The organism is Paraburkholderia atlantica, from assembly GCF_009362785.1.
Lineage (GTDB): Bacteria > Pseudomonadota > Gammaproteobacteria > Burkholderiales > Burkholderiaceae > Paraburkholderia > Paraburkholderia atlantica.
In genome coordinates this window covers 132,262-157,570 of record NZ_WHNQ01000001.1, presented here as the reverse complement: position 1 = coordinate 157,570, position 25,309 = coordinate 132,262, and the positions used below count along the sequence as shown (strand labels likewise).

22 protein-coding genes are annotated in these 25,309 nt (G+C 64.6%); 9 read left to right on the top strand and 13 right to left on the bottom strand.

Features of this window, described 5'->3' with window-relative positions; translation table 11 throughout:
* Positions 1 to 63: 63 nt before the first annotated feature.
* On the bottom strand, positions 64 to 1,503 hold the full coding sequence (locus GCT19_RS00730; RefSeq protein WP_152850766.1) for an aldehyde dehydrogenase family protein: 1,440 nt from the start codon (positions 1,501 to 1,503) through the stop codon (positions 64 to 66).
* Between the two features lie 297 nt (positions 1,504 to 1,800).
* Here GCT19_RS00730 and ppa point away from each other — a divergent pair, with 297 nt between their 5' ends.
* Together ppa and GCT19_RS00720 are read left to right on the top strand one after the other, a co-directional pair.
* Positions 1,801 to 2,328, top strand: coding sequence for an inorganic diphosphatase (gene ppa / locus GCT19_RS00725; RefSeq protein WP_013088778.1), 528 nt, complete (start codon positions 1,801 to 1,803; stop codon positions 2,326 to 2,328).
* 287 nt (positions 2,329 to 2,615) lie between these two features.
* Entirely contained in the window at positions 2,616 to 4,712 is a 2,097-nt protein-coding gene (locus tag GCT19_RS00720; RefSeq protein WP_152850765.1) for an FUSC family protein, read from the top strand.
* Positions 4,713 to 4,718: 6 nt separating this feature from the next.
* Here GCT19_RS00720 and GCT19_RS00715 read toward each other — a convergent pair whose 3' ends face one another.
* Together GCT19_RS00715 and GCT19_RS00710 are read right to left on the bottom strand one after the other, a co-directional pair.
* Positions 4,719 to 5,036, bottom strand: coding sequence for a GIY-YIG nuclease family protein (locus GCT19_RS00715; protein ID WP_152850764.1), 318 nt, complete (start codon positions 5,034 to 5,036; stop codon positions 4,719 to 4,721).
* Positions 5,037 to 5,046: 10 nt separating this feature from the next.
* Positions 5,047 to 6,216 carry a GNAT family N-acetyltransferase gene (locus tag GCT19_RS00710; protein WP_152850763.1) on the bottom strand — a complete coding sequence of 390 codons (1,170 nt, stop codon included), beginning with the start codon at positions 6,214 to 6,216 and terminating at the stop codon, positions 5,047 to 5,049.
* Between the two features lie 150 nt (positions 6,217 to 6,366).
* Between GCT19_RS00710 and GCT19_RS00705 the strand changes: the two genes are divergently transcribed.
* Complete coding sequence (locus GCT19_RS00705; RefSeq protein ID WP_152850762.1) at positions 6,367 to 8,067, top strand: NAD+ synthase; 1,701 nt, start codon at positions 6,367 to 6,369, stop codon at positions 8,065 to 8,067.
* A gap of 102 nt (positions 8,068 to 8,169) precedes the next feature.
* Positions 8,170 to 8,508 carry a P-II family nitrogen regulator gene (glnK, locus tag GCT19_RS00700; protein WP_006048444.1) on the top strand — a complete coding sequence of 113 codons (339 nt, stop codon included), beginning with the start codon at positions 8,170 to 8,172 and terminating at the stop codon, positions 8,506 to 8,508.
* 183 nt (positions 8,509 to 8,691) lie between these two features.
* On the opposite strand, the gene GCT19_RS00695 is transcribed toward glnK, so the two are convergent.
* The 5 genes from GCT19_RS00695 to GCT19_RS00675 all read right to left on the bottom strand — a co-directional run bounded on the left by GCT19_RS00695 (position 8,692) and on the right by GCT19_RS00675 (position 13,739).
* Positions 8,692 to 9,849, bottom strand: a complete 1,158-nt coding sequence (locus GCT19_RS00695; protein ID WP_018431631.1) for a porin — start codon at positions 9,847 to 9,849, stop codon at positions 8,692 to 8,694.
* Between the two features lie 615 nt (positions 9,850 to 10,464).
* Positions 10,465 to 11,244 (bottom strand): ABC transporter ATP-binding protein, encoded by a 780-nt coding sequence (locus GCT19_RS00690; protein ID WP_008918159.1) that lies wholly within the window; start codon positions 11,242 to 11,244, stop codon positions 10,465 to 10,467.
* 37 nt (positions 11,245 to 11,281) lie between these two features.
* Positions 11,282 to 11,995, bottom strand: coding sequence for an ABC transporter permease (locus GCT19_RS00685; RefSeq protein ID WP_018419774.1), 714 nt, complete (start codon positions 11,993 to 11,995; stop codon positions 11,282 to 11,284).
* Positions 11,992 to 12,681, bottom strand: coding sequence for an ABC transporter permease (locus tag GCT19_RS00680; protein WP_018431630.1), 690 nt, complete (start codon positions 12,679 to 12,681; stop codon positions 11,992 to 11,994). The genes GCT19_RS00685 and GCT19_RS00680 overlap by 4 nt, the downstream gene beginning before the upstream one ends.
* A 281-nt stretch (positions 12,682 to 12,962) precedes the next feature.
* Positions 12,963 to 13,739 (bottom strand): ABC transporter substrate-binding protein, encoded by a 777-nt coding sequence (locus GCT19_RS00675; protein WP_152850761.1) that lies wholly within the window; start codon positions 13,737 to 13,739, stop codon positions 12,963 to 12,965.
* Between the two features lie 602 nt (positions 13,740 to 14,341).
* Between GCT19_RS00675 and GCT19_RS00670 the strand changes: the two genes are divergently transcribed.
* Complete coding sequence (locus GCT19_RS00670) at positions 14,342 to 15,052, top strand: pirin family protein (protein ID WP_152850760.1); 711 nt, start codon at positions 14,342 to 14,344, stop codon at positions 15,050 to 15,052.
* Between the two features lie 139 nt (positions 15,053 to 15,191).
* On the opposite strand, the gene GCT19_RS00665 is transcribed toward GCT19_RS00670, so the two are convergent.
* Positions 15,192 to 15,725: a periplasmic heavy metal sensor gene (locus GCT19_RS00665; RefSeq protein WP_152850759.1), complete on the bottom strand. Its 534-nt coding sequence runs from the start codon at positions 15,723 to 15,725 to the stop codon at positions 15,192 to 15,194.
* A 218-nt stretch (positions 15,726 to 15,943) separates the two neighbouring features.
* Between GCT19_RS00665 and GCT19_RS00660 the strand changes: the two genes are divergently transcribed.
* Positions 15,944 to 16,669 carry a response regulator gene (locus GCT19_RS00660; RefSeq protein WP_018419780.1) on the top strand — a complete coding sequence of 242 codons (726 nt, stop codon included), beginning with the start codon at positions 15,944 to 15,946 and terminating at the stop codon, positions 16,667 to 16,669.
* Positions 16,653 to 17,969 carry an ATP-binding protein gene (locus tag GCT19_RS00655; protein ID WP_018431626.1) on the top strand — a complete coding sequence of 439 codons (1,317 nt, stop codon included), beginning with the start codon at positions 16,653 to 16,655 and terminating at the stop codon, positions 17,967 to 17,969. The genes GCT19_RS00660 and GCT19_RS00655 overlap by 17 nt, the downstream gene beginning before the upstream one ends.
* A 60-nt stretch (positions 17,970 to 18,029) precedes the next feature.
* Here the strand turns inward: GCT19_RS00655 and GCT19_RS00650 are convergent, their stop codons facing one another.
* Both GCT19_RS00650 and GCT19_RS00645 read right to left on the bottom strand, forming a co-directional pair.
* Positions 18,030 to 18,296: a hypothetical protein gene (locus GCT19_RS00650; RefSeq protein ID WP_013088792.1), complete on the bottom strand. Its 267-nt coding sequence runs from the start codon at positions 18,294 to 18,296 to the stop codon at positions 18,030 to 18,032.
* Between the two features lie 170 nt (positions 18,297 to 18,466).
* Positions 18,467 to 20,158 (bottom strand): sensor domain-containing diguanylate cyclase, encoded by a 1,692-nt coding sequence (locus tag GCT19_RS00645; protein WP_026227948.1) that lies wholly within the window; start codon positions 20,156 to 20,158, stop codon positions 18,467 to 18,469.
* Between the two features lie 780 nt (positions 20,159 to 20,938).
* Here GCT19_RS00645 and GCT19_RS00640 point away from each other — a divergent pair.
* Both GCT19_RS00640 and GCT19_RS00635 read left to right on the top strand, forming a co-directional pair.
* On the top strand, positions 20,939 to 22,690 hold the full coding sequence (locus tag GCT19_RS00640) for an ABC transporter permease (RefSeq protein WP_018431624.1): 1,752 nt from the start codon (positions 20,939 to 20,941) through the stop codon (positions 22,688 to 22,690).
* 19 nt (positions 22,691 to 22,709) lie between these two features.
* Positions 22,710 to 24,056, top strand: coding sequence for an ABC transporter ATP-binding protein (locus GCT19_RS00635; RefSeq protein WP_013088795.1), 1,347 nt, complete (start codon positions 22,710 to 22,712; stop codon positions 24,054 to 24,056).
* A 67-nt stretch (positions 24,057 to 24,123) separates the two neighbouring features.
* Here the strand turns inward: GCT19_RS00635 and GCT19_RS00630 are convergent, their stop codons facing one another.
* A complete protein-coding gene (locus GCT19_RS00630) occupies positions 24,124 to 24,660 on the bottom strand; it encodes a hypothetical protein (protein ID WP_152850758.1) in 537 nt (178 codons plus the stop codon).
* Positions 24,657 to 25,235 (bottom strand): hypothetical protein, encoded by a 579-nt coding sequence (locus GCT19_RS00625; RefSeq protein WP_152850757.1) that lies wholly within the window; start codon positions 25,233 to 25,235, stop codon positions 24,657 to 24,659. The genes GCT19_RS00630 and GCT19_RS00625 overlap by 4 nt, the downstream gene beginning before the upstream one ends.
* Positions 25,236 to 25,309: the final 74 nt, after the last annotated feature.

Genomic DNA, 25,309 nt, shown 5'->3' with positions numbered 1-25,309 from the left:
GCGCTGCGTTGCTGCATGTAACGTGCTGCTCGCGCTGATCGCGAGCGAGCCTTGCCGGATTCGCTAGCCGTGGCGGATTGCGATTGTCTTCAGCACCGTGAAGCCATACAACGCCTCGAAACCTTTCTCGCGACCGTGTCCCGAGTGCCTGACGCCGCCGAACGGCAATTCGACGCCGCCGCCCGCGCCATAGTTGTTGATGAACACCTGGCCCGAGCGCACGCGTCGCGCGAGCCGCATCTGACGCGCGCCGTCGCGAGTCCAGATCCCGGCGACGAGCCCGAACTGCGTGCCGTTCGCGAGCGCGAGCGCTTCGGCTTCGTCGCGGAACGACATCGCGGCGAGCACCGGGCCGAACACTTCGTCGCGCGCGAGGCGGTGGCTCGCGGGCACGTCGCGCAGCAACGTCGGGGCCTGATAGAAGCCGCTTTCGGGCGCTTCGGGAATCACTTCGCCGAGCGCGGCCATCGCGATGCCGTCATGCTGCGCATCCGACAGGAAGTCCCACACGCGTTGCTGCTGTTTCGCGCTGATCAGCGGTCCGCAATCGAGATCGGCCTTCGACGGTCCGACGCGCAGCGCCTGAAAGGCGCTGCTGAGCCGGTCGAGCAGCGGCTCGTAGATCGCCTGCTCGATCAGCACGCGACTGCCCGCCGAGCAGGTTTGCCCTGCGTTCTGCACGATCGCGGAGATCAGCACCGGCAGCGCGGCGTCGAGATCGGCGTCGGCGAAGACGATTTGCGGCGACTTGCCGCCGAGTTCTAGCGTGACGGGGACGTGATTTTCGGCTGCCATCTGCGTGACGAGCTTGCCGGTTTCGGGCGAGCCCGTGAACGAGATGTGGTCGATGCCCGGATGACGCGCGAGCGCGGCGCCCGCTTCGTGTCCGTAGCCGGTGACGATGTTCAGCGCACCAGCCGGCAGGCCCGCTTCGGCGGCAAGTTCGGCGACGCGCAGCACCGACAGGCACGCGTCCTCGGCCGGTTTGACGACGCACGCATTGCCGGTCGCCAGTGCCGCGCCGACGCTGCGCCCGAAAATCTGCATCGGGTAATTCCACGGCACGATGTGGCCGGTTACGCCGTGCGGCTCGCGGATCGTCAGCACCGTGTAGCCGGATTGGTAGGGCAGGGTCTCGCCGTGCAGCTTGTCGGCCGCGCCGGCGTAGAACTCGAAGTAACGGGTCAGGGCAGCGGCGTCGGCGCGCGCCTGCTTCAGCGGCTTGCCGGTGTCGCGCGCTTCGAGCTGGGCCAGGTCTTCCTGGCGCGCGGCCACCAGCAGCGACAGCCGGTACAGCACGCGGCCGCGCTCGGCGGCGCTCAGCGCGCCCCACGCGCCGTCGAACGCGCGGCGCGCCGCGTGCACGGCGGTGTCGATATCGGCCTCGGTGCCGCGCGCGATGCGCGTGAACGGCTGGCCGTCCGAGGGATCGAGTACGGCGATCGACTCGCCGCCGGAAGCGGCGCACCACTCGCCGCCGATGAAATGCCGTGCTTCTTCCATGCATGCTCCTTGATGACGTGCGGCCGGCGTGCGGCGGCGCGGGTTCGAAGGGGAGACACAAAACGGTAGAGACGCGAAGCGAGACTCGCCAGACGATTATCGCGCCGATCCGACCGCGGATGCCACCTGCCGATTGGCTATAATGGCGCATTCCGTACGGTCCGGTGCGCGGCCCCGTCGTTCGGGGCGAGAGGGCTTCAGGGCCCGGCGTTCGCGGTTCGCACGCAGTTCGCACCGCATCCGCAGCCCGCGCGCCGTTCGCCGCCTTCCGATTTCCATCCCCTTCAGAGAGCGCTCATGAGCTTCAATCACGTTCCCGCAGGCAAAGACCTTCCGCACGATTTCAACGTCATCATCGAAATCCCGGCGCAAAGCGACCCGGTGAAGTACGAAGCCGACAAGGAGCTGGGCCTGCTCGTCGTCGACCGTTTCATCGGCACCGGCATGCGCTATCCGGCCAACTACGGCTTCATTCCGCAGACGCTGTCGGGCGACGGCGATCCGGTCGACGTGCTGGTGATCACGCCGTTCCCGCTGCTGGCAGGCTCGGTCGTGCGTGCCCGCGCGCTCGGCATGCTGCAGATGACCGATGAATCGGGCGTCGACGCGAAGCTGATCGCCGTGCCGCACGACAAGATCTGCCCGATGACGGCGAACCTGAAGTCGGTCGACGACGTGCCGGCTTACCTGAAGGACCAGATCAAGCACTTCTTCGAGCAATACAAGGCGCTCGAGAAGGGCAAGTGGGTCAAGGTCGAAGGTTGGGCCGACGTCGATGCCGCCCACAAGGAAATCAGCGAAGGCGTGGCGAACTACAAGAAGTAAGCAGGCCGCGGTTCACCCGCGCGCTGCATGCAGTACGAAAACCGCGCGAGTCCGCAAGGACCGCGCGGTTTTTTATGCGCGTTGCGCGGCGCTCGACTACCGTGCAACGACCGCCGCGAGCGTCGTCCCGCACGCTTGATGTCGCGCGCATAACCTGAAGGCATCGCTCCGATGAACGGAACGCATTTTTATATTTAGGTGTAAACCCTTATCATTCGCCGCACGAGCTTGCGCGCGGACTCACGGCATCTACGCGCCTTTCCATCACTTCAACAACCACCGTCCGGATGATGAACCGCAGCAAGTCCCACTCGACATCGCCGCGCTGGTCGACCCGCTTCCATTCGGTCGTCACCGCGATCTATCGCAAGCGGCCGGTCTGGATGGTGTCGTTCGCGGCGAGCGAGGCGAATCTCTCGGAAGGTTTGCGGGCGGCGTGCGCATCGACGGCGATGCTCGCGCTCGGCAACGTGCTGCACGATCCGGTGTTCGCGTGGGCCGCGATCGGCGCGTTCTGGACCTGCCTCGCCGATGCGGCCGGCTCGAACCGTGCGCGCTTCATGTCGATGATGGGCTTCGCGCTGCTGTCGACGCTATGCGGCGGCATCGCCGCGTTCGCATCGGCGTCGGGCGTTGCGTGGGCCGCGCTCGCGGTGCTCGCGTTCACGACGCTCGGCGCGTTCGGCCGCATCTGGGGCGCGGCCACCTCGCAGGTGACGATCCTCGCGGCGACCGCCTGCGTCGTGATGGTCGATCGGCCGATGCACGACGCGCGTGCCGGCGTCGAGTTTCTCGGCGTGTATCTGGTCGGCTGTCTGTTCGCGATCGTGCTGAGCCTGACCGTGTGGCGCATCCATCCGTTCGGCGCGAGCCGGGCGTCGCTGCGCGCGGTGTATCGGCGCCTCGCCGATATCGCGTTCGATACCGCGCGGCTCGTCGGCGGACGGGCCGCGCCGCGTGAATGGGCCACGCATGCCGCGCGCTTTCGCGCCGATGCGCGCGCGTCGCTCGAACGTTCGCGCGATGCGCTCGCGAACGTGCCTGCATCGAAAGCGGCCGGCGCGGCCGTCTACGACACGCTGCTCGGCTTGCTGACCGATGGCGAAGCGTTGTTCGCGTATCTGATCGCGGTGTCGGGCGCGGGCGAGAAAGTGCCCGACGATCCGCGCCGCACGCAACGCGCGGTGCGCTTGCTCAATGCGATCGGCGAAGTGCTCAGCGACATCGGCAACGCGACCGGCGACGCGCGCTGGGAATGTCTCGGGGAGCCGCAGGCGCGTCTGCGGCGTCTCGCGCATCGGCTCGAAAGCGCGCTGCTCGAACCGGTGAAGCTGCAATCCGGTTTCGAGCTCGTCGATTTCGCCCCGCGTGAGGTGCACGTCGAGCCGTGGAGCGCGTGCGTCGCGCGTTATACGGCGCGCGCGTGGTCGACGCTGAAGGCGAACCTGTCGTGGCAGTCGGTCGGCTTGCGCCATGCGGCGCGTGTCGGCGTGACGACGACCGCGGGCTTCGCCGTGATTCGCGCGCTCGGTCTGCCGTTCGGCTATTGGGCGACGATGGCCACTCTTCTGATCCTGCAGCCGTCGATTGCCGCGACCTGGCCGCGCAGCATTGAGCGTGCGGCGGGCAGTATCGTCGGCGGCGTGCTCGCGGCGGCGATCGGCTATGCGATTCATTCGCCGCTCGGCATTTCGCTCGCGGTGTTCCCGCTCGTGATCGCGACGATGGCGCTGCGCCCCGTCAGCTACAGCCTGTTCGTGCTGTTCCTGACGCCGACCTTCGTGCTCGTCGCCGACTTCGCGACGCCTGGCGCCAACGAGTTGGCGTTCGCGCTGACGCGGCTCGGCAACAACGTGCTCGGCTGCGTGCTCGCGCTGCTCGCGACCTTCCTTTTGTGGCCGACGCGCGAGAAGCTCGACCTGCGCGTCTATCTCGGCGACGCGGTGCGCGCGAATCTCGCGTATCTGCGCGCGTCGCTCGAAGCGCCGCGGCACGGCGGCAAGGAGATCGAGCAATTGCGCCGCGCGGCAGGTCTCACCAGCAACAACGCCGAAGAAGCGATCGGCCGCGTGCGGCTCGAAAAGCTCGAGGACTCGATGGCCGATACGGTCACGCTGACGGTGCTGAGTCTGCTGCGACGGATGGCCGGTACCGCGACGCAGTTGCGCCTCAGCGCCAACCGTCGCGACATGCATAGCGAACTCGATCAATGGGTCGTGGCGATGAGCGCGGCGATCGAGGCCGCGCTGAACCGCACGTTGCGGCCGGTGCGGCTCGAGTTACCGGCGCGCGAGCAGTTGACGTCGCTGGAAGCGGATGTGGTGGGCGAGCTCGCGCGCGTGCATCGGCTGCTGACGGAGAGGATGCGGGAGGCGCGGGGGTAGCGCGACTCAGCCGTCGGCGCTGTCGCCGTCTTCCGCGTCGTCATCCACTGCCACTACCGGCAACACCGACTGCAGCGTGAACACCCCGGCCGCTAGCGCCCGCTTATCGGCTGCCGTGAGCCGCTTGACCCAATACTCCGCGCTCGACGCGCTAGAACGGTCCGCCAGCTCGAACGACGCCAGCACCCGCACCGGCTTGCGCGAGCGCGTATAACGCGCGCCCGTGCCGCTCATGTGTTTGTCGAAGCGGGCAGCGACATCGGTCGCGATGCCGGTATAGACGCTGCCGTCCGAGCATTCGAGCAGATAGAGAAACCACGCCATAGCCGCGCTTCTAGCCTTTGAACGGATTGTGTTCGCGCAGCTCGTCCACGTACGCGTGGATGCTGTTCTTTTCGTTGTCGAGGAAATGGCCGACCGCATCGGCGAACGCCGGATGTGCGAGCCAATGCGTCGAGCGCGTGACCGTCGGCAGAAAGCCGCGCGCCATCTTGTGCTCGCCCTGCGCGCCGCCTTCGAATGCGCCGAGCTTTTCTTCGATGCAGAATTCGAGCGGTTGATAGTACGCGGTTTCGAAGTGCAAGCAGGGCACGTGTTCGAGCGCACCCCAGTAGCGGCCATACAGGGTGCCGCCGGTTTTGTCGTCGCGCTGATAGACGACGAGCGAGCTCGCGATCGGCTTGCCTTCATATTCGGCGATCACGAGCAGCAGATTCTCCGGCATCGACGCGCCGATCATCCGGAAGAAATCGAGGTTCAGATACGGACTCGAAAAATGCTCGCGATAGGTTTGCCGATAGCACTTGCTGAAGAAGCGCCAGTCGGCATCCTTGATGTCTTCGCCGCGGATGCGCCGCATCGTGATGCCGGCCTCGTGCACCTTGCGGCGTTCGGCGCGAATGTTCTTGCGCTTCTTCTGTTCGAGCGTCGACAGAAAGTCTTCGAAGTCGCGATAGCCGTCGTTGAGCCAGTGAAACTGCACGCCTTCGCGTTGCATCATGCCGATATCGGTGAGCGCGTCGGCTTCGCTTTGCGTCGGAAACAGCACATGCAGCGACGACACCTCGGCCTGCTCGGCGAACGCCATCAAGGTGGCCGCGAGATGGCGCAACGCGTGCTCGTTCGCCGATAGCAGGCGGTTGCCCTGCACCGGCGTGAACGGCACCGCGCACAGCAGCTTCGGGTAGTAGGGCAGGCCGTTGCGTTTGTACGCGTCGGCCCAGGCCCAGTCGAACACGTACTCGCCGTACGAGTGGCCATTCAGATAGACGGGGGCCGCCGCCGCGAGCTTGCCCGTGCGCGCGTCGCTCAGCGTGACGAATTGCGGCGCCCAACCGGTGTCGGGAACCGCGCATTGCGTCGCGTTGAGCGCACTCAAAAACTCATGCCGCAAAAACGGCGTGGGCTGCGGCTGCGCGGCGAGGAGGGCGTTCCACTCGGCGGCGTCCACCTCGGAGGGCGATGCCAGAATGCCCGTGCGATAATCGATACGTTGCTGGTTCAATCTGCGTGACTGTTTGCAATGACCGGCGCGGCGCTGTGAAGCTGAAGCTGCCACGTCGTTCGTTGAGTTCGTTTATCCGGTTTGTTCAATTCCGTCGAGCCATCGAGCCGCGGTACCGCGGCCCGTGAAGGCTTGCCTGTCGATCCTGCCATGAAGACCCGAATCGCTCTTGCTCAAATCAATGTCACCGTCGGCGACTTCGCCGGCAACGTCGCGAAGATCGTCGCCGCCGCGCGCGCCGCGCACAGCGGTGGTGCGAAACTGCTGGTCGCGCCTGAACTCGCGCTGTCGGGTTATCCGCCCGAAGACCTGCTGCTGCGCCCCGCTTTCTACACCGCAAGCGCGGCCGCGTTGGCCGATCTTGCCGCGCAGTTGAAGCCGTTCACCGGTCTGCATGTGATCGTCGGTCATCCGCTGCGCGACGGGTCGGACAACCCGGCGAACGGCCATGGTAATGCAAACGCGCCGATCGAGCGCGGCGTGCCGCCGGTCGATACGTTCAACGCGGCGTCGCTGATCGTCGACGGCGAAGTGAAGGGCACCTATCGCAAGCAGGATCTGCCGAACACCGAGGTGTTCGACGAGAAGCGCTACTTCGCGTCTGACCCGCAGCCGTTCGTGTTCGAACTCGATGGGCTCAAGTACGGTGTCGTGATCTGCGAAGACGCATGGCATGCGTCGGCCGCGCAGATGGCGAAGGCCGCGGGCGCGCAGGTGCTGCTGATTCCGAACGGCTCGCCGTATCACCTGAACAAGGAAGCGGTGCGCTTCGACATCCTGCGCGCGCGGATTCGCGAGACCGGCATTCCGATGGTCTACGTGAACATGGTCGGCGGCCAGGACGAACTCGTGTTCGACGGCGGTTCGTTCGTGCTCGACGCGCAGGGCGCACTCGTCGCGAAGCTCGCGCAGTTCGAGGAAGCCACGGCGATTGTCGAGTTCGACGACGGCGAACCGCTGCCGGCCGCGATCGCGCCGGAGCAATCGATCGAAGCGCAGGTGTACGCGGCGCTCGTGATGGGCGTGCGCGACTACATCGGCAAGAACGGTTTTCCGGGCGCGCTGATCGGTTTGTCGGGCGGTGTCGATTCGGCGCTCGTGCTGGCCGTCGCGTGCGATGCGCTCGGCGCCGACAAGGTACGCGCGGTGATGATGCCGTCGCGCTACACGGCCGACATTTCCACCACCGACGCCGCCGAGATGGCGCGCCGCGTCGGCGTGCGTTACGACGAGATTGCGATCGCGCCGATGTTCGATGCGTTCCGCGGCTCGCTCGCGGAGGAGTTCGCCGGCCGCGCCGAAGACGCGACCGAAGAGAACATTCAGGCGCGCATTCGCGGCACGCTGCTGATGGCGCTGTCGAACAAGTTCGGCTCGATCGTGCTGACCACCGGCAACAAAAGCGAAATGGCGGTCGGCTACTGCACGCTGTACGGCGACATGGCCGGCGGCTTCGCGGTGATCAAGGACATCGCGAAGACGCTCGTGTACCGGCTGTGCCGCTATCGCAACGCGGCCACCACGTTTGCGACGCGCGACGTGATCCCCGAGCGGATTCTGACCCGCGCGCCGTCCGCCGAGTTGCGCGAGAACCAGACCGACCAGGACAGCCTGCCCGAATACGAAGTACTCGACGCGATCATGCGCATGTACATGGAGGAGGACCGTTCGCTGGCGGAAATCATCGCGGCGGGCTATCGGGTCGACGACGTGAAGCGCGTCACGCGCCTGATCAAGATCAACGAGTACAAGCGCCGTCAGGCGCCGATCGGCATTCGCGTCACCCATCGCGCGTTCGGGCGCGACTGGCGTTATCCGATCACGTCGCGCTACACCGAACCGGTGGAGTGAAAGACGGCACCCGCGCGCGGATGCCGCAATGCATCCGGCGCGGCGTAGAATAAAAATCATCCTTTCCCTTTCCACTCTTCCCATCAAGAGACGAGGTTCGCCATGAAGCGCATCACCGCAGTCATCAAACCGTTCAAGCTCGACGAAGTGCGCGAGGCGCTCGCGGAAGTCGGCCTCACCGGCCTGACCGTTACCGAGGTCAAGGGGTTCGGCCGCCAGAAAGGGCATACCGAGCTGTATCGTGGTGCGGAGTATGTGGTCGACTTTCTGCCGAAAGTGAAGATCGAAGTCGTGGTCGCGGACAACCAGTGCGATCAGGTCATCGACGCGATCATCGGCGCGGCGCGCACCGGCAAGATCGGCGACGGCAAGATTTTCGTCGCGGATGTCGAGCGCGTGATCCGTATCCGTACCGGCGAAGAGAACGAAGCGGCCGTCTAAGCTGCGCAAGCACGCACCGGCCGGGTGCGGGCAAGTACTCGAATTCGGCCGCCGAAGAAAAAACGGTGCAATACCCTTGCGGATATTGCACCGATACGCGCCTCTCGCAGCAGCGTGAAAAAGATTCTCTTGAAGAAACCTGTGTTACACCCCGAGGTGTGACCCTCGGGGCGCACCGTTCGATTAGAACGAGTGCTGGATACCTGCGTAGACGCCGGTTTGCTGGCGGCCTTGCAGCGGGTTGTCCGTTGCAGCGGCGAAGCCCGCATTGTTCGCGTTCAGACCGAAGTTGGCATTGCGGCTGTTGCGCACCGTTGCTGCCTGCAGGTCGAGCAGCGTGCGCTTCGACAGGTTGTACGAACCGCCGATCGTGTAGATCGTCGCATTGCCCGCGCCGTTGTTGCCGTTCACGTGGTAGACCGCCGCGATCAGCGCTGCAGCCGGCGTTGCCTGCCACGTCACACCGCCCCATTCGTGATCCAGGGTGGTCGGCTGACCAGGAGCAACGTTCGTCGCACCTGCCGAGCGGACTGCCTGGTAAGCGGCCTGAATCTTGAACTGGCCGAGGAACACGTTCACCAGAGCTGAGTACTCGCGCGATGCCGCGAAGACGCCGTTGCTCGTGTTAGCCGTATTGATGCCGTTGTTGGCGACCGGGCCACCCCACAAACCGCCGGTCGTCGGGTTGCGAATTTCGTCGTACAGACCGCGGATCTGGAACAGCGAGGTCGTGTAGGTGACCTGCGCGCCAGCTTCGCGACCTTGCGGCGTCGTGCCGTTACCGTTCCAGCTCGTCGCGTTCGACAGCGCGTATTGACCGTAGAAGTCAAAGCCCGCGATCTTCGGCGACTGGTACGCGAAGTTGTTGCTCGACTGCGGCCAGTTGCGGCCACGCACGAGCGATGCCGACGACCAGTTGGACTGACCGAACGGGTCGAAGTCCCACACGCCGTTCGAGATGAACAGCATGCGGCCCATCGTGAACGTACCGAACTGGTCGTTCGAGATGCCGACCGTTGCCCAGCGATTGAAGAGACCGCCGCCGCCAGGACCCGCGCCCGTCATCGTGTTGAACGAGCCTTCCAACTGGAACAGAATCTTGTTGCCGGCGCCGATGTCTTCGACACCCTTCATGCCCCACAGGCTGGTGCCCCAGTCGCCGCTTTCCGCCTTGAAGCGGTTCGAGCTGGTATTGGCCGCACCGTTGGCGTTAGCGCCGGTCGGGACGCCCGACATGTACTCGAGACCTGCATCCAAACGGCCATACAGCGTGACGCTGCTCTGAGCGTGTGCAACAACGCCGGCCGACATCAGCGCAGCGACGAGCAAAGCTTTCTTCATCTTCTCCTCCATACCCTGTCAAAAAAGAAACCCAGTACTGCGAGTGGTGTTCGGACGCGGTCAGCACCGAACAGGAAGCGGTACCAGGGGAGAGTGGCGGGTGGATAGGGGTGCTCCTGCCATGACATGTAGCGTCGAGCTATCTTTGCGTCATGCCGATCCCACGCCGACCGGTTCTCCTCTGTGTTTTGAAGTGAAACTACTTTTAATCAACTTTGTTTTGCTACTTTGGTTACCAATTTATCAAAAATAACTTTAACTGGGAGAAGAAATTAGTACCGTCCACAGGCGGTGTCGCCAAATTGCAATACGAATGTGCGGCGGGACCCGGTGGAGTCCCTTGGAAAAGGGCGCAAAGCCTTGTCCGGCAAGGGAATCGCGGCTCGGAACAGGCCGTATTAAGGATTGCCACTATTGACGAGTCCAAAGTGGCAGGTTAGGGCGAAAAACAGGCTTGAATAGCCCGTTTTGTGGGATTTTCGGCGCTTTTTCGTCGTTCGAATGGCCGGTAGGAAGGGGGCGGCAAAAACGAAAAAGGCGCTCGTAAGCGCCTTGTAAAACTACATTGACTACATTTTCGATGTTATTCGCATCGTAAGTCGCGGGTAATTTTTATTACTTGAGACTGCCCGACAGGAATTGCTTCAGACGCTCGCTTTTCGTGTTTTTGAACACTTCGTCGGGATGGCCTTCTTCCTCGACGCGTCCCTGATGCAGGAACATCACATGGTTCGACACGTTGCGCGCGAAGCCCATTTCGTGCGTGACGACGATCATCGTGCGGCCTTCCTCGGCGAGCTTCTGCATCACCTTCAGTACTTCGCCGACGAGCTCCGGGTCGAGCGCCGAGGTCGGTTCGTCGAACAGCATCACGTCCGGGTGCATCGCCAGCGCCCGCGCGATCGCGACACGCTGCTGCTGGCCGCCCGACAGATGCGACGGATACTGCTTCTCGAGACGCGGCGCGAGACCGACCTTCTCCAGATATTCGCGCGCACGGTCTTCGGCTTCCTTGCGCTTCAGACCGAGCACATGTACCGGCGCCTCGATGATGTTCTCGAGCACGTTCATGTGCGACCACAGGTTGAAGTGCTGGAACACCATCGAAAGCTTGGTGCGCACGCGCTGCAACTGCTTCGGGTCCGACACGCGCAACGCGCCGTCCTTGGCGGTCTGCGTGCGTACTTCCTCGCCGTCGACGAAGATGCGCCCGGCGTTCGGCTGTTCCAGAAAGTTGATGCAGCGGAGCATCGTGCTCTTGCCCGAACCGGACGAACCGATCACGCTGATCACGTCGCCGGCATTGGCTTTCAGCGACACGCCCTTGAGGACTTCGTTGTCGCCATACTTTTTGTGAAGCTCGTCGACGAAGAGCTTCTGCTTCTTGGAGTTCATCAGGGTCCTTAACGCTTGCTTGTCCAGGGACGCGTGGTTACTTGCCTTGCGGCCGCAGGTAAGCGAGCCAGCGACGCTCGGCGCGGCGGAACAGCCACACGAGCGCGAAAGAAATGCACAGATACAGCAGCGCGGCGATGCCGAACGCGTTGAACGACTGATACGTCGCGGAGTTCACGTCGCGCGCGATCTTCAGGATGTCCGGCACCGTGGCCGTGAACGCGACCGTGGTCGCGTGCAGCATCAGGATCACTTCGTTGCTGTAGTAGGGCAGTGCGCGACGCAGCGCCGACGGCAGAATCACGCGCCGGTACAGCGTGAACGACGACATGCCGTACGCGCGCGCCGCTTCGATCTCGCCATAAGGCGTCGCCTTGATCGCGCCCGCGAAGATTTCGGTCGTGTACGCGCAGGTGTTCAGCGTGAACGCGAGCAGCGTGCAGTGCATGCCGTCGCGGAAGAACGCGTTGGTCAGCTCGTTGTTGCGGATGATCTCGAGGCTGTAGAGACCCGTGTAACACAGCAGCAACTGCACATAGAGCGGCGTGCCGCGGAAGATATAGGTATAGAGCCACACGAGGCCCGCGAGCCATTTCTTCTTCGACACACGCGCAACCGCGAGCGGCACCGACAGGCAGAAGCCCAGGCCGATCGACACGACCAGCAGCCACAACGTGATCGCGACGCCGGTGAAGCGATAGCCATCGGTGAACAGATAGTTGCGCCAGTATTGCTGAATGATCTCGATCATAGATCCGCCTTTCGCACGCCGGTCGAGTAACGCTTTTCGAGGTACATCAGCACGAAGTTCGACACTGTGGTGATGACGAGATAGATCGCCCCCGCGAGCAGGGTGAAGAAGAAGAACCGCAGGGTGCCCTTGCCGGCGTCCTGCGAGGCCTTGACGACATCGGCGAGACCGATGATCGACACGAGCGCGGTCGCCTTGACCATCACCTGCCAGTTATTGCCGATGCCCGGCAGCGCGAAGCGCATCATCTGCGGGAACATCACGCGCGAGAACACCTGCCAGCTCGTCATGCCGTAGGCCGCACCCGCTTCGAGCTGGCCGCGCGGCACCGCCAGAAACGCGCCGCGGAACGTCTCGGTGAAGTACGCGCCGTAGATGAAGCCGAGCACCGCGACACCGGCCACGAACGGGTCGATGTCGATCTGTTCCCAGCCCATCGCGTCGGTCAGGTTGTTCAGCCAGATCTGGATGCTATAGAACAGCAGCAGCATCAGCACGAGATCGGGCACGCCGCGCACGAGCGTCGTGTAGACGGTGCCGACGCCGTTCGACAGGCGGTTTTTCGACAGTTTCGCCGCCGCGCCGAGCAGACCGAGCACGAACGCGAGCGCGAGCGAGAACACCGCCAGCTTGACGGTTTGCCAGGTGCCGCTGAGGAGTAGCGGGCCGTAGCCTTGAAGGAACATAGGTAGTCCTCGACGATGCGCTTCTCGCGCACCGCGAAAGACGCGGCCCGCGATGCGCCGCGTCGGGGACGAGCGCCTGGCTCGCCGTGATCCGCGGCACACAGCGTGCCGCTGTGCAAATCATGCCGCAGAAACGTTGGTGGCTCCTGCAGCGCGCTTTTGGGACTTTCGTCTCGGATTGTTTTGAATCTACTGCCTTGTGTTGCCACCTTCGATGCCACTTGCACTGTCATCGCCACCGGCCCGAGCCGGCTTACCACTCAGTATCCTGCCTGTTTCGCTCAACGGCCAGGATAAATGTCGAAGTCGAAGTACTGCTTCTCGAGCTTTTTGAACGTGCCGTCCCGATGAACCTCGGCGAGCGCCTGATTGAACTTCGCCTTCAGGTCGGCATCGCCCTTGCGCAGACCGATCGCGGTGCCTTCGCCGATCGTCTTCGGATCCTTCACTTCCGGACCGGCCCAGCCGAAGCCCTTGCCGCGCGGCGTCTTCAGAAAGCCGGCGTCGGCCTGCACTTCGTCCTGCAGCGCGGCGTCGAGACGGCCCGATGCGAGATCCGCGTACACCTGGTCCTGATTCTGGTACGGCACGACGACCACGCCCTTCGGTTCCCACCAGACCTTCGCGTACTGTTCCTGCGTCGAGCCCTGCTCGACGCCGACGCGCTTGCCTTTCAGCGATTCAGGGGTGGGCAGAAGCGGAGAACCGGTCTTCGCGATCATGCGGGCGGGTGCGTCGAACATCTTGTCGGAGAAGTCGATCTGCTCGCGGCGCTTGTCGGTGACGCTGAGCGAGGAAATGATCGCGTCGAACTTGCGTGCTTTCAGCGCCGGAATGAGGCCGTCCAGATCCTGCGCGACCCACACGCACTTCGCGTTCATCTTCGCGCACAGCGCGCGGGCCAGGTCGGCATCGAAGCCCACGATGTCGCCGTTAGGCGCCTTCGATTCGAACGGCGGATAACTGGCGTCGACCCCGATGCGCACCGTTTTCCATTCTTTCGCCATCGCGCCGGTGGCCATGACTGCCAGAGCCACGCACAGTGCGAACTTCTTCATGTTTCTCCTGAATCAAACTGATCGTCGTGATGACTCGACCCGACGAATGCCGGCCGAGGCCGACGGTCGCTATTCTAGGCGGTCAAAATTGCCGTGCCGCGGGGATTGTCGCCGCGCGCTGGTGTTCTTGCGCGGGCGGTTCGTCCGACGTGGTGCGCTGCTCCGGCGCGTTCGGTGCTTGCCGGACGTGCCTCGCAGGGTGGCGCCGAGTCGGAGCCCGCCGCACGGTTGCGGCCGGCCCGGTGAGGCTTGCCAGCGCGGCCTGCACGTCCCGCTGGACGTCCACGCGGCTTGAAAAGCGCGGTATTTTACCCGAAGAGCGGCAAGCTGCCAGTGCAGGGCGGCAGCGAGCGGCAAGACGCCGCGCAGCGCGTTGTGCGTGCGCGACGCCGGCGCGGATTTGCGGGCGCCGGGGCATCCCGGCGCCGGGCATCCGGGCGCGGGGCATCCGGGCGTCGGCCATCCGCGCGCCGGTCGCGCCGTGCGCGCGATTGCATGCAGCGATGGAACGCTGCGGTGCGGTCGCGCACGATTGTTTAGTGGACACGCAGCCCCTACATTTCCGTCATCGCTCTGATTGAGTACTTCCCGGGAGACTTTCCATGATCGAGATTCGCCGCTCCGCAGAACGCGGTCACGCCAACCACGGCTGGCTCGACTCGTATCACAGCTTCTCGTTTGCCGATTACCGTGACCCCGAGCACGTGCACTTCGGGCCGCTGCGCGTGATCAACGAAGACCGTATCGCCGGCGGCCAGGGGTTCGGCGCGCATGGGCATCGTGACATGGAGATCGTCACGTATGTGCTCGAGGGCGCGCTCGCGCATCGCGACAGCATGGGCAACGGCTCGACGATCCGTCCCGGCGACGTGCAGCGCATGAGCGCGGGCACCGGCGTGCAGCATAGCGAGTTCAACGCGTCGCGCGACGAACTCGCGCATTTGCTGCAGATCTGGATCATTCCGCGCCGCGCGGGCGATCAGCCCGGCTACGAGGAAAAGCGCTTCGACGCCGACAGCAAGCGCGGCCGCCTGCGCGTAATCGCGTCGCCCGACGGTCGCGACGGCTCGGTGACGATCCATGCGGACGCGTCGATCTACGCGGGTCTGTTCGACGGCGCCGAACACGCGTCGTTCGCAATACCGGCGGGACGTCTCGCCTATCTGCACGTCGCGCGCGGCACGCTGAGCGTGAACGGCACGGTGCTCGAAGCGGGCGATGCCGCGAAGTTCAGCGACGTCGACGCGGTGACGCTCGAAAAGGGCGACGACGCGGAAGTGCTGCTGTTCGATCTCGGTCAGTTGAACGGCTGATCCGAGCGGTTGGTTCGCGCGGCCTGCGCCTCATGCACTGAGCCGCGTCAAACGAAAACGCCACGGAAAACCTCTTCCGTGGCGTTTTTCTATTAGCGAGGCGCCCTCCCTGGTACGCCTCGCGGATGCAACGTGCCGCTTACTGCTTGGCGGCCGGCGCCGACGCCGCGCCATTGTGATGCTTCCAACGCTCGCGCATCTTCTCGTGACGCTGTTCCATCCGCGCGAAGCGCTGCTTGATCGCCGTGCTGACGGTGGTCTTCTGCTGGTCGTTCAGGCCGTTATAGAACTTGAGCCACGCGTCGCTGGTTTGTTGACGCAGTTGCGCGTCCTTCTGCTCGATCTGCTGATGCGTCGCGGCCATCGCGTTCAGATCGAGAATAGGCTGCTGCTGCGCGGCCTTGAACTGGTCGTGAGCCTGCTGGTGGTTGGCGCGCATCGCTTCGTGGTTCTGCTTCATCGTATCGAGCGCGCTTTGCCACAGCTTTTCCTGATCCGCGTTCAGCTTCAGCTGATCGTGGAGTTGGCTCAGTTCTTTCATGAAGTGGCCATGCCAGCCGCCGGGGCCGCCGTGCGCCTGCTCGGCGGGTTGAGCGGCGTAAGCGGCGCCCGCGCCGATGGCGAGAGCGGTGGCAGCAACGGCGAGAACGCGCGACATCTTTTTGGTGGACATATGAGGCTCCTTGTAATGGAATAGCCGACGATGCAACCGGTCTTTGGACTGCCTGCACTCGGTAAGGCACAGCGTAGAGAACCGCGTGCGCCGCTGTGTTACGCGCCAGGACGCCGCCATTACCAGCAATTACGCGCGGCTTTCACCGTAACACCCGGTAACCCTTCAGACCGTTTGGAAAACGAAATCCCTTTCTGCCGCGCGTTAAACTTCATTCCATGGCTACTCAAATCCTGGTCGTCGACGACGACGTCGAACTGCGCGATCTGCTGCGCGACTATCTGGCCCGCCAGGGCATCGAAGTTTCGGTGCTGCACGACGCGGGCTCGCTCGAACGGCGCCTCGAGCGCGAGCGCCCCGACCTCATCGTGCTGGACCTGATGATGCCCGGCGTGGACGGGCTCACCGCGCTGCGCAAGCTGCGCGCGTCGGGCGACGATATCCCCGTCATCATGCTGACCGCGCGCGCGGACGACGTCGACCGCATCGTCGGCCTCGAACTCGGCGCGGACGACTACCTTGGCAAACCGTTCAATCCGCGCGAACTGCTCGCGCGCGTGCAGGCCGTGCTGCGGCGGCGCCGCACGCTGCCGTCCGCGGCTGCGCCCGAGCAGCGCGAGCCGTTCAGCTTCGGCCGCTTCACGCTGGATTTCCAGTCGCGCACGCTGCATCTCGAAGACAAGCCGCTCACGCTGTCGGGCAGCGAGTTCGCGCTGCTGAAGATCTTCGTCAATCACCCCATGCGCACGCTCACGCGCGAGCGCCTGCTGGAACTGCTGCACGGTCCCGAGTACGACGGCACCGACCGCGGCATCGACGTGCAGGTGTGGCGCCTGCGTCGCATTCTCGAAACCGATCCATCCACACCGCGCTTCATCCAGACCGTGCGCGGCCGCGGTTACGTGTTCGTGCCGGACGGCGAGCAGCATGCGTCGGCCCATTGATTCGCTATTCGGGCGGCTCGCGCTGCTCGTCGTCGCGGTGCTGATGCTGTCGCATTTCGCGTGGTATGCGCTGATGCGGCTCGAACGTTCGCAACTGCAAACGCGCTACGCGGTCGAGGAAGCGACCTTCCTCGTCGACGCGGTGCGTCAGCACGTCGCTCGCACACCGGATCAACCGTTGCCGTCGCGCGTGAAGCTAGTCGACCCGGCGAGCCCGGACGTGCCGGCAGCCAGCGCGAACATGCCACCGCCGCTCGAGCGTTTCGTCGAGGACGTGCGCGACCGCATGCCGGCCGATACCCAGGTGCGCGTCGGTCCGCCCGGCGGACCGCCCATGCTATGGGTGCGCGCCGCGACTGATCAAAACTGGATCGTCGTGCCGGTTCAGCCGCTGCGCATGCCGCGCTCGCTCGACCGCACGGTGTTGTGGCTCGCCATTATTTTCTCGTTTGCGGTGATGGCGGCGCTGTTCGCCGCGTGGGCGCTGCAGCGGCCACTGCGCTTGCTCGCGCAGGCGGTGGCGCGCTTCGGCCGCGGGCTGCCGGTGCCGCCGGTGCCCGAGCGCGGGCCGCGCGAATTGCGGCAACTCACGCACGGCTTCAATCAGATGGTGCAGGAAGTCGCGCGCACCGAGAACGATCGCGCGGTGATGCTGGCCGGTGTCGCGCATGACCTGAAGACGCCGCTCGCACGTCTGCGGCTGCGCGCCGAAATGATGGACGACGCGAAGACGCGCGACGGCGTCGTGCGCGACGTCGATTCGATGACGCATATCGTCGAGCAGTTCCTGCTGTTCGCGCACGACGGAGCAGACCGCAGCGAACCCGTGGAAGTCGATGCGCAGTGCGAGCGTGTCGTGCGCAGCTATCGGGCGGTGACCAGCGATGCTCCGACCGTTTACACGGAGCTGAACGCCGGGCCGTCGTTTCTGTTGCCGGCCGCCACGCTCGACCGGATCCTGTCGAATCTGATCGACAACGCGCATGCATATGGGGCGCCGCCGGTGGTTGTAGCGACCGCGCGCACACCGGAGGGCTTTACGCTATCCATCAGCGACAACGGCAAGGGCATCGCCGCCCAGGACCTGATCAGCGCCAGCCGGCCGTTCGTGCGGCTCGATCCGGCGCGCGGCGGCAACGGCCATAGCGGGCTGGGCCTTGCGATCGTCGAGCGGCTGGTGCGGCGCGCGGGCGGTGAGTGGCAAATCGGCAATCACGGCGGCCGCGGTCTGCGGGTGTTGATGAGCTTTCCGTTCGAAGTGCTGCCGCGCGTCGCGACGGCATCGGAAAACGCCTGGTAGGAGCAGGGTGTTGGCGTCGCGATGCGCGCGCGGGGCGTCGGCATCGCGAGCGGCGAGAGGTCAGTCCGAAAACAACGTATTCAATGCGTTCGCCGTTTCGCTGTCGACGGTATTCCACGTCACCGATTCCGCCTCGAAAATATAGTGCGTCGTATATTTGCCGAGGCGCGCGAGTATTTCCTCCTGAATCAGTTCCGGCGCGACTTCCAGTTTCAGATACCACGCGGTCGACGACAGACGCGTCTGGAACGCGCCGTATTCGGCGAGCAGATGGTCGAATGCCTCAGCGTCCTGATCGCGACAGACGATCACCAGATTTCCCTTCATTCGAATCTCCCGTTAGTGCGATAGTGACAATCCGATATCAGGATCGATGATACCTGCTTCGCTGCGTGAAGCCCGGCGTCGTTTTAGCGCGGGCAGGGTGTTGGCGTGGGTTGGCTAAACGGAGAGGGCGATACCGACGCGCGCTGAGTATTTCCGCGAGCGTCAGGCATTCACCACGCATTCATCGCCGTGCGCGCAGGCGGCGCGGTATCGTCGGGCGGCAGTGCTTCGGTGCGATCGCGCCCGCCGGTTTTTGCCGCGTACAGCGCGGTGTCGGCACGGCTCATCAGGCGCTCGGGCAGATCATCGAGCGACAGCTCGGTGATGCCGATGCTCACGCTCAGCCCCGCCGAGGCCGGCAGCTTCGGCGAGGGCATCGCTTTCAACCGCAGCCGCAGACGCTCGACCACCTCGCGCCCGCCTGCCAAATCGGTGGCCGGCAGCAGCAGGCCGAACTCCTCGCCGCCGAGCCGGCCGATTGCGTCGGAGCTGCGCAGCTCGGCGCGACATGTATCGACGAAATGTTCGAGCGCGCGGTCGCCGGCGGCATGGCCGAAGCGGTCGTTGATCTGCTTGAAGTGGTCGAGATCGGCGATCGCCATGCACAGCGGCTCGCGGTCCGCGTGCGCGCGATCGATCTCATGGCGCAGCAGGTCGAGGAAATAGCGCCGCGACAGCGCGCCGGTCAACGCATCGTGCCGCGCCTCCGCCGACAGCAGCGTATTGGCCGACTGCAACTGCTCGGCGAGATCGCGTGTCGCGCGGTGATGGCGCCGCTCGCGCACGTAGGACACCGTGATCACCCACGCGAGCGCGACGGTGCCGGACAGTGTCAGGAACACTAGCAGATGATCGCGCTTGTGATTGCGCAGCAGCTCCGGCCACGCGGCGAGCGGATCGACCAGATGCGCGGAGAGCCCCGAGTTCAGGCCGCCGCGGTTCTGATAGAGCGCCGGGGTCGGCTGCTCGATCATGCCGAACAGCTGCGCGGCGACCGACGCCGGCACCCACGGCGCCTGCTCGCGCACTTGCGTGTCTTCGCGGATCAGCATGTCGGGGAACGTCTCGCGGCGGTAGATGATGCGCCGCTCGGTCGGGCTCATCTGCGTGACGCGCGAGTTCGGCAACGCGTGGCCTTCGAGCGCGCTGTTGTGCGCCATGATGATGACGCCGTTGTCGTCAGAGACGAAGGTGCCCGCGTGCGCGACCCAGTGGCGCAGTCGCGCGATGCCGACCTTGGCGACCACCGCGCCGACCAGCAGCCCGTCCGAGTACACCGGCGCGGCGATGAAGATGCCCGGCTCGCCGCTCGCGCGACCGACCCCGTACGCTTCGGCGAATGCGCCGAGCAGTGCGCTCGTCAGATAGCCGCGCGCGCGCATATCCACGCCGACGAACGATTGCTGCGCACCCTCGGGGTTCGACATCGTGCTGCTGGAAGCGACGCAGATGCCGTTCGCATTGACGATCCAGACCTGATCGAGCCCGGAGAAGCCTTGCGCTTCATGCAGGAACCTGCTGACCGCCGCCATCTGCGGGTCCTTCAGCAACGCGGCCCGCAAGGCGGGTTCCGCCGCCTCGCTGTTCGCGGCATAATTCTGCGATTGCACGAGGGCACGCTGGACCACGTCCATTTCGGCCATGGTTGCGGGGATGGCGCGGGACATCGCGAGGTCGCTGGCAATCACTTCGGCCATGTTGTCGACGATCGACGTGGACATTTGCCGCTGCGTGTGCAACGCCGCGTCCAGCTCTTGCTGTACCATCCGGTCCGCGACCATGCCAGCCACGAACCAGCAGGCGAGGACGATCAGCACGAAGCTGACCGGCCCGGCAATCTGGCGCAAGGTTGTCCTGTTCATCGACCCTCTGATCCGTCTGGCTGTGACATGCAACTTGCTTGTTGGTGGGCAGCGCGCTCTCAACGCTGTGTCGTTATCTGCGTCAGCTGCGGTTTCGTTCCGCCACGAGCGACGTGCGCTGCGTCGTCGCCATGCCCGGATGAACCGCTGATAAACAGGTACGTCGTTTCCCGATTTTAACCGTCGCGAAGCACGTTGCCACCGTTATTGGTGGGATGCTGTCTGCATATGCCGCGCCGATTAGATTCTTAACGGCAGCCGCGCGGCATTCTTGATAGCTGTGTCGACGGATGGAGCGAATGAGCGGCGACGGCCGCGGTGTCGCGCCGATGTGGCTTGCGCGCCACGTCGCGAGACAGCCCCGCGACGTGTCACGCTGAAGTACGCGCGAGCGGGATACAGTGCGGCGCGGCGGCGCGTGCCAGGGCTTGCTGAAGCCTTACGCCACGGCCTTGCGACGCCGTCTCGCGATTTGCGGCGAAAGGTTGTGCCTGAAACATAGGATGGTGTAGTGTCGTGCCGTCCAAAACGAGGAAAGCCCGCCAGCCCTCGGGCGGCGCACGCGGCGACAGGAGTTCGGCGTGATGGTTGTGGTCGTGGGCGACGCGTCCACGTAGCTGTCCATTGCCGGCCCATGTGTCTCCAACGCTAACGATTTACCACGCACGCGCGTTTTGCCATGCCCGATTTCCGCTTTCCGGACCGACCCATAGACCGCCGCGGAGCAGCCGCGGCCTCCTTCGAGCGTTCGAATGCCTGTTTCAAGAGGGAGGGCATCTGATGGATTTCAGCTTCAACCTGAAGCGCACCGCCAATGCGTCGGCATGGCGGGTGTTGCCCAACCGCTGGGACTTCGTTGCATTCCCGCTGATCATCTGTCTGATCGCGATGGCGTCGATCGGCTTTCACGAGACGCTCGCGCCGATGTCGACGCTAAAGACCCAGGCGATCTCGCTCGATCCGGCCAACCTGCCCGAATACGCGATGCGCACCACGCTGCGCATGCTCGCTGCGATGGTCGCGTCGCTGATATTCACGCTGGTCTACGGGACGCTGGCCGCCAAGAGCCGCCGCGCCGGTCTCGTGCTGGTGCCGATTCTCGACATCCTGCAGTCGGTGCCGGTGCTCGGCTACATCTCGTTTACGGTCACGTTCTTCCTCGCGATGTTCCCGGGCCGCGTGCTCGGCGCCGAGCTCGCCGCGATCTTCGCGATCTTCACGAGCCAGGCGTGGAACATGACGTTCAGCTTCTATCAGTCGCTGCGCACGGTGCCGCGCGATCTCGATGAAGTGTCGCGCGGCTTTCACCTGACCTCGTGGCAGCGCTTCTGGAAACTCGAAGTGCCGTTCTCGATGCCGGGCCTGATCTGGAACATGATGATGTCGATGTCGGGCGGCTGGTTCTTCGTGGTCGCTTCCGAAGCGATTACGGTCGGCAACAACACGATCACGCTGCCGGGCATCGGCGCTTACCTCGCGCAGGCGATCAGCGACAAGAACCTGCACGCGATCGGCTGGGTCATCCTCGCGATGACGGTCGTGATTCTCGCCTACGACCAGCTGCTGTTCCGTCCGCTCGTCGCGTGGGCCGACAAGTTCCGCATGGAGTTCACGAGCTCGGGCGACGCGCCGGAATCGTGGCTGCTCGACCTGATCCGCCGCACGCGGCTGATTCACCGGCTGCTCGTGCCGCTCGGCTGGATGTTCGCGCGCGCGGCTCGGGTGCGTTTCCAGTTGCCGGCGTTCAGCGCACCGCGCTTTCACATCCCGCAGCGCGAGAAGAACTCGAAGCTCGGCGACATCATCTGGGCGGCGATCGTGCTGCTCGCCACGGTGTACGTGGTGTACCGCGTGTTTCTGTATGTGCGCACCGGCGTGACGCTCGACGAGATCGGCCACGTGTTCTTGCTGGGTCTGATCACGCTGCTGCGCGTGGTCGTGCTGATCGCGATCGCTTCGGTGATCTGGGTGCCGGTCGGCGTGCTGATTGGCCTGCGCCCGGCGCTCGCGGAAAAGGTGCAGCCGCTCGCGCAGTTCCTCGCGGCGTTCCCGGCGAACCTGCTGTTCCCGGTGTTCGTGATCGTCATCGTGCGCTTTCACCTGAATCCGGACATCTGGCTGTCGCCGCTGATCGTGCTCGGCACGCAGTGGTATATCCTGTTCAACGTGATTGCCGGTGCGAGCTCGTATCCGAACGACTACCGCGAGGCGGCCAAGAATTTCCACATTCGCGGCTGGCAGTGGTGGCGTCAAGCGATGCTGCCGGGCATTTTCCCGTACTACGTGACCGGCGCGATCACCGCGTCGGGCGGGGCGTGGAACGCGAGCATCGTTGCCGAGTTCGTGCAGTGGGGCGATACCAAGCTCGCCGCGCATGGCCTTGGCGCCTATATCGCGCAGACCACCGCGGCGGGCGACTATCCGAAGATCATCGTGGGCATCGCCGTGATGTCCCTGTTCGTGACCCTGTTCAACCGTCTGCTGTGGCGTCCGATGTACGCCTACGCCGAAGGCAAGCTCCGTCTAGATTGAGAAATGAAGGCTTAACGCGATGCAAAATCCTAAAGCTGCTATGACCGCCGCGCCGATCCAGACGCCGCCGAAGCCCCCGCGCCTCGGCGAGGAAATCCTGCGCGTCAAGGACGTGTGCCGCGGCTTCAACAAGACTCAGGGTGAACTGCTCGTCCTCGACGACGCGAATCTGTCGCTGCGCGAGGGCGAGATCGTCGGTCTGCTCGGCCGTTCGGGCTCGGGCAAGTCGACGCTGTTGCGTATCATCGCGGGCCTGATCGAGCCGACCGACGGCGAAGTCACATACATGGGCAAGCCGCTCGAAGGCCCGGCGAAAGGCGTCGCGATGGTGTTCCAGACCTTCGCGCTGTTTCCGTGGCTGACCGTGCTGCAGAACGTGGAAGCGGGTCTCGAAGCGCAAGGCGTCGGCGCGTCGGAGCGGCGCACGCGCGCGCTCGCGGCGATCGACCTGATCGGTCTCGACGGCTTCGAAAACGCGTATCCGCGCGAGCTGTCGGGCGGCATGCGCCAGCGCGTCGGCTTCGCGCGCGCGCTCGTCGTCGATCCGACGCTGTTGCTGATGGACGAGCCGTTCTCCGCGCTCGACGTGCTGACCGCCGAAACGCTGCGTACCGACCTGCTCGATCTGTGGACGCAGGGCCGCATGCCGATCAAGGCGGTGCTGATCGTCACGCACAACATCGAGGAAGCGGTGTTCATGTGCGACCGCATTCTGGTGCTGTCGTCGAATCCGGGCCGCGTGATCGCCGAGATCAAGGTGCCGTTCAAGCATCCGCGCAATCGTCTGGACCCGGCGTTCCGTCGTCTCGTCGACGAGATCTACGCGAAGATGACCGCGCGCCAGACCGATGAAAAGACCAGGAAGGGGCTCGAACTCGGCAGCTGGCTGCCGCACGTGTCGACCAACCTGATGGCCGGTCTGATCGAAACGCTCGCCGCCGCGCCGTATCACGGCCGCGCGGACATGCCGGAAATCGCGCGCTCGCTGCATCTGGAGGTCGACGATCTGTTCCCGATCGCCGAAGTGCTGCAGCACCTCGGTTTCGCCGACGTGCGCGAGGGCGACATTTTCCTGACGCCGCCGGCGCGCGTGTTCTCTGAATTCGGTACGCAGGAACGGAAGATGATGTTCGCCGAGCATCTGCTGCGGCATGTGCCGCTCGCGGCGCGGATCAAGAAGGTGTTGAACGAGCGGCCGGGACATCGCGCGCCGCGCGTGCGCTTCGAGCAGGAACTGGAAGACTTCCTGTCGGACAGCGCGGCCGAAGAGACGCTCGACGCGGTGATCAACTGGGGCCGTTACGGCGAGATCTTCTCGTACAACGATCAGACTGAAATCTTCAGTCTGGAAGACGTGGAGTCTTAAGTCCGGGTCGTCGCGGAAACGAACGCGGTTCGGACAAAAAAGCGGCGAGGAAAGCCTCGCCGCTTTTTTATTGCAGGTTGCCCCAGCGTGCGACCGCCGGTTCGGCCGTCGCCCACTTCCAACCCTTGTCCTGCTGGCACGCGCTCGCCGTGAACCACCTCTCGGGCGCGTTCGGGCCGTCGCCGTCCTGCACCGAGAACACGAAGTCTTTGCACAGCGCCAGCGCCGAGTTGACCGCGCGCGTTACGCGCACCTGGCCGTGACCGTTTTCGATCGGCAACGTGTGTTTGACCGACCAGGGTTTCGTTTCGCCGACCGGCATCGTGCCGACCAGCGCCGCCATCAGATCCTGCTGATCCTTGTGCATGCTGCGCATGTAGCGCGCGACCGCTTCGTCGGTGGCTGCCTGCACGGCCACGCCGACGCCGAACGCGATGGCCGGATTGCTGGTCACGAGGCCCGAAGCGACACCCGCCGCCGCGCCGCTCGCGGCGCCGATCGACGCGCAGCCGCTCGCTAGCAGGCTCGCGCCGACGCATAGCGCGCCGGCCGCGACGAGCCGCAGCCGATCACCCATCGGAACGCCAGGCGAACGCAATCTCATTGCAGCGCACCCCAGCGCTCGGTGGCGGGTTCGGCCGATGCCCAACGCCAGTCCTTACCGTCGCGGCAGACCGATGCGATATAGAACGCGCTGTTCGCGGGCTTGTCGGGGGTTGCGTTCTGATCGACGGAAAAGACGATTTCCTTGCAATCGAGCGCACCGGTGCTGATCAGGCGGCTGACGGTCACGCGGCCGTGTTCGTCGTCTTCGATCGGGAAAGAGTGGGTGATGCTCCAGGGGGCGACCGCGCCGACCTCGAGCGGACCGGCCGCTTGCGCGATGCTGTTCTGCGTATTCGTGTGGACCACGCGCTCCGAATACTGCACGCCGGCGCGCGCCGCGGCGACCGCGCCAAGACCGATACCGGTCGCGACCGCCGCGTTGCTGGTGACCTTGCCCGCGACCGCGGCACCCGCGATGCCGGCGCCCGCGACTGCGCCTTCCGAGTACAACGAACTACAGCCGCTCAATGCCGACGACACCGCCAGCGCCAGCGCAAGCAGCGCTGTTACGTGGGGGCGTTTGCCTGCGACAACGGACTTCGCGTTGTCGGCCCACACCATGTTCTTTTGCATTTCTCCCGTCCCTGCCCGTACAGGTGTCTGCGTTCACGCGTTGCGTGTAACGAAGGACACGTCGTTTACTACGC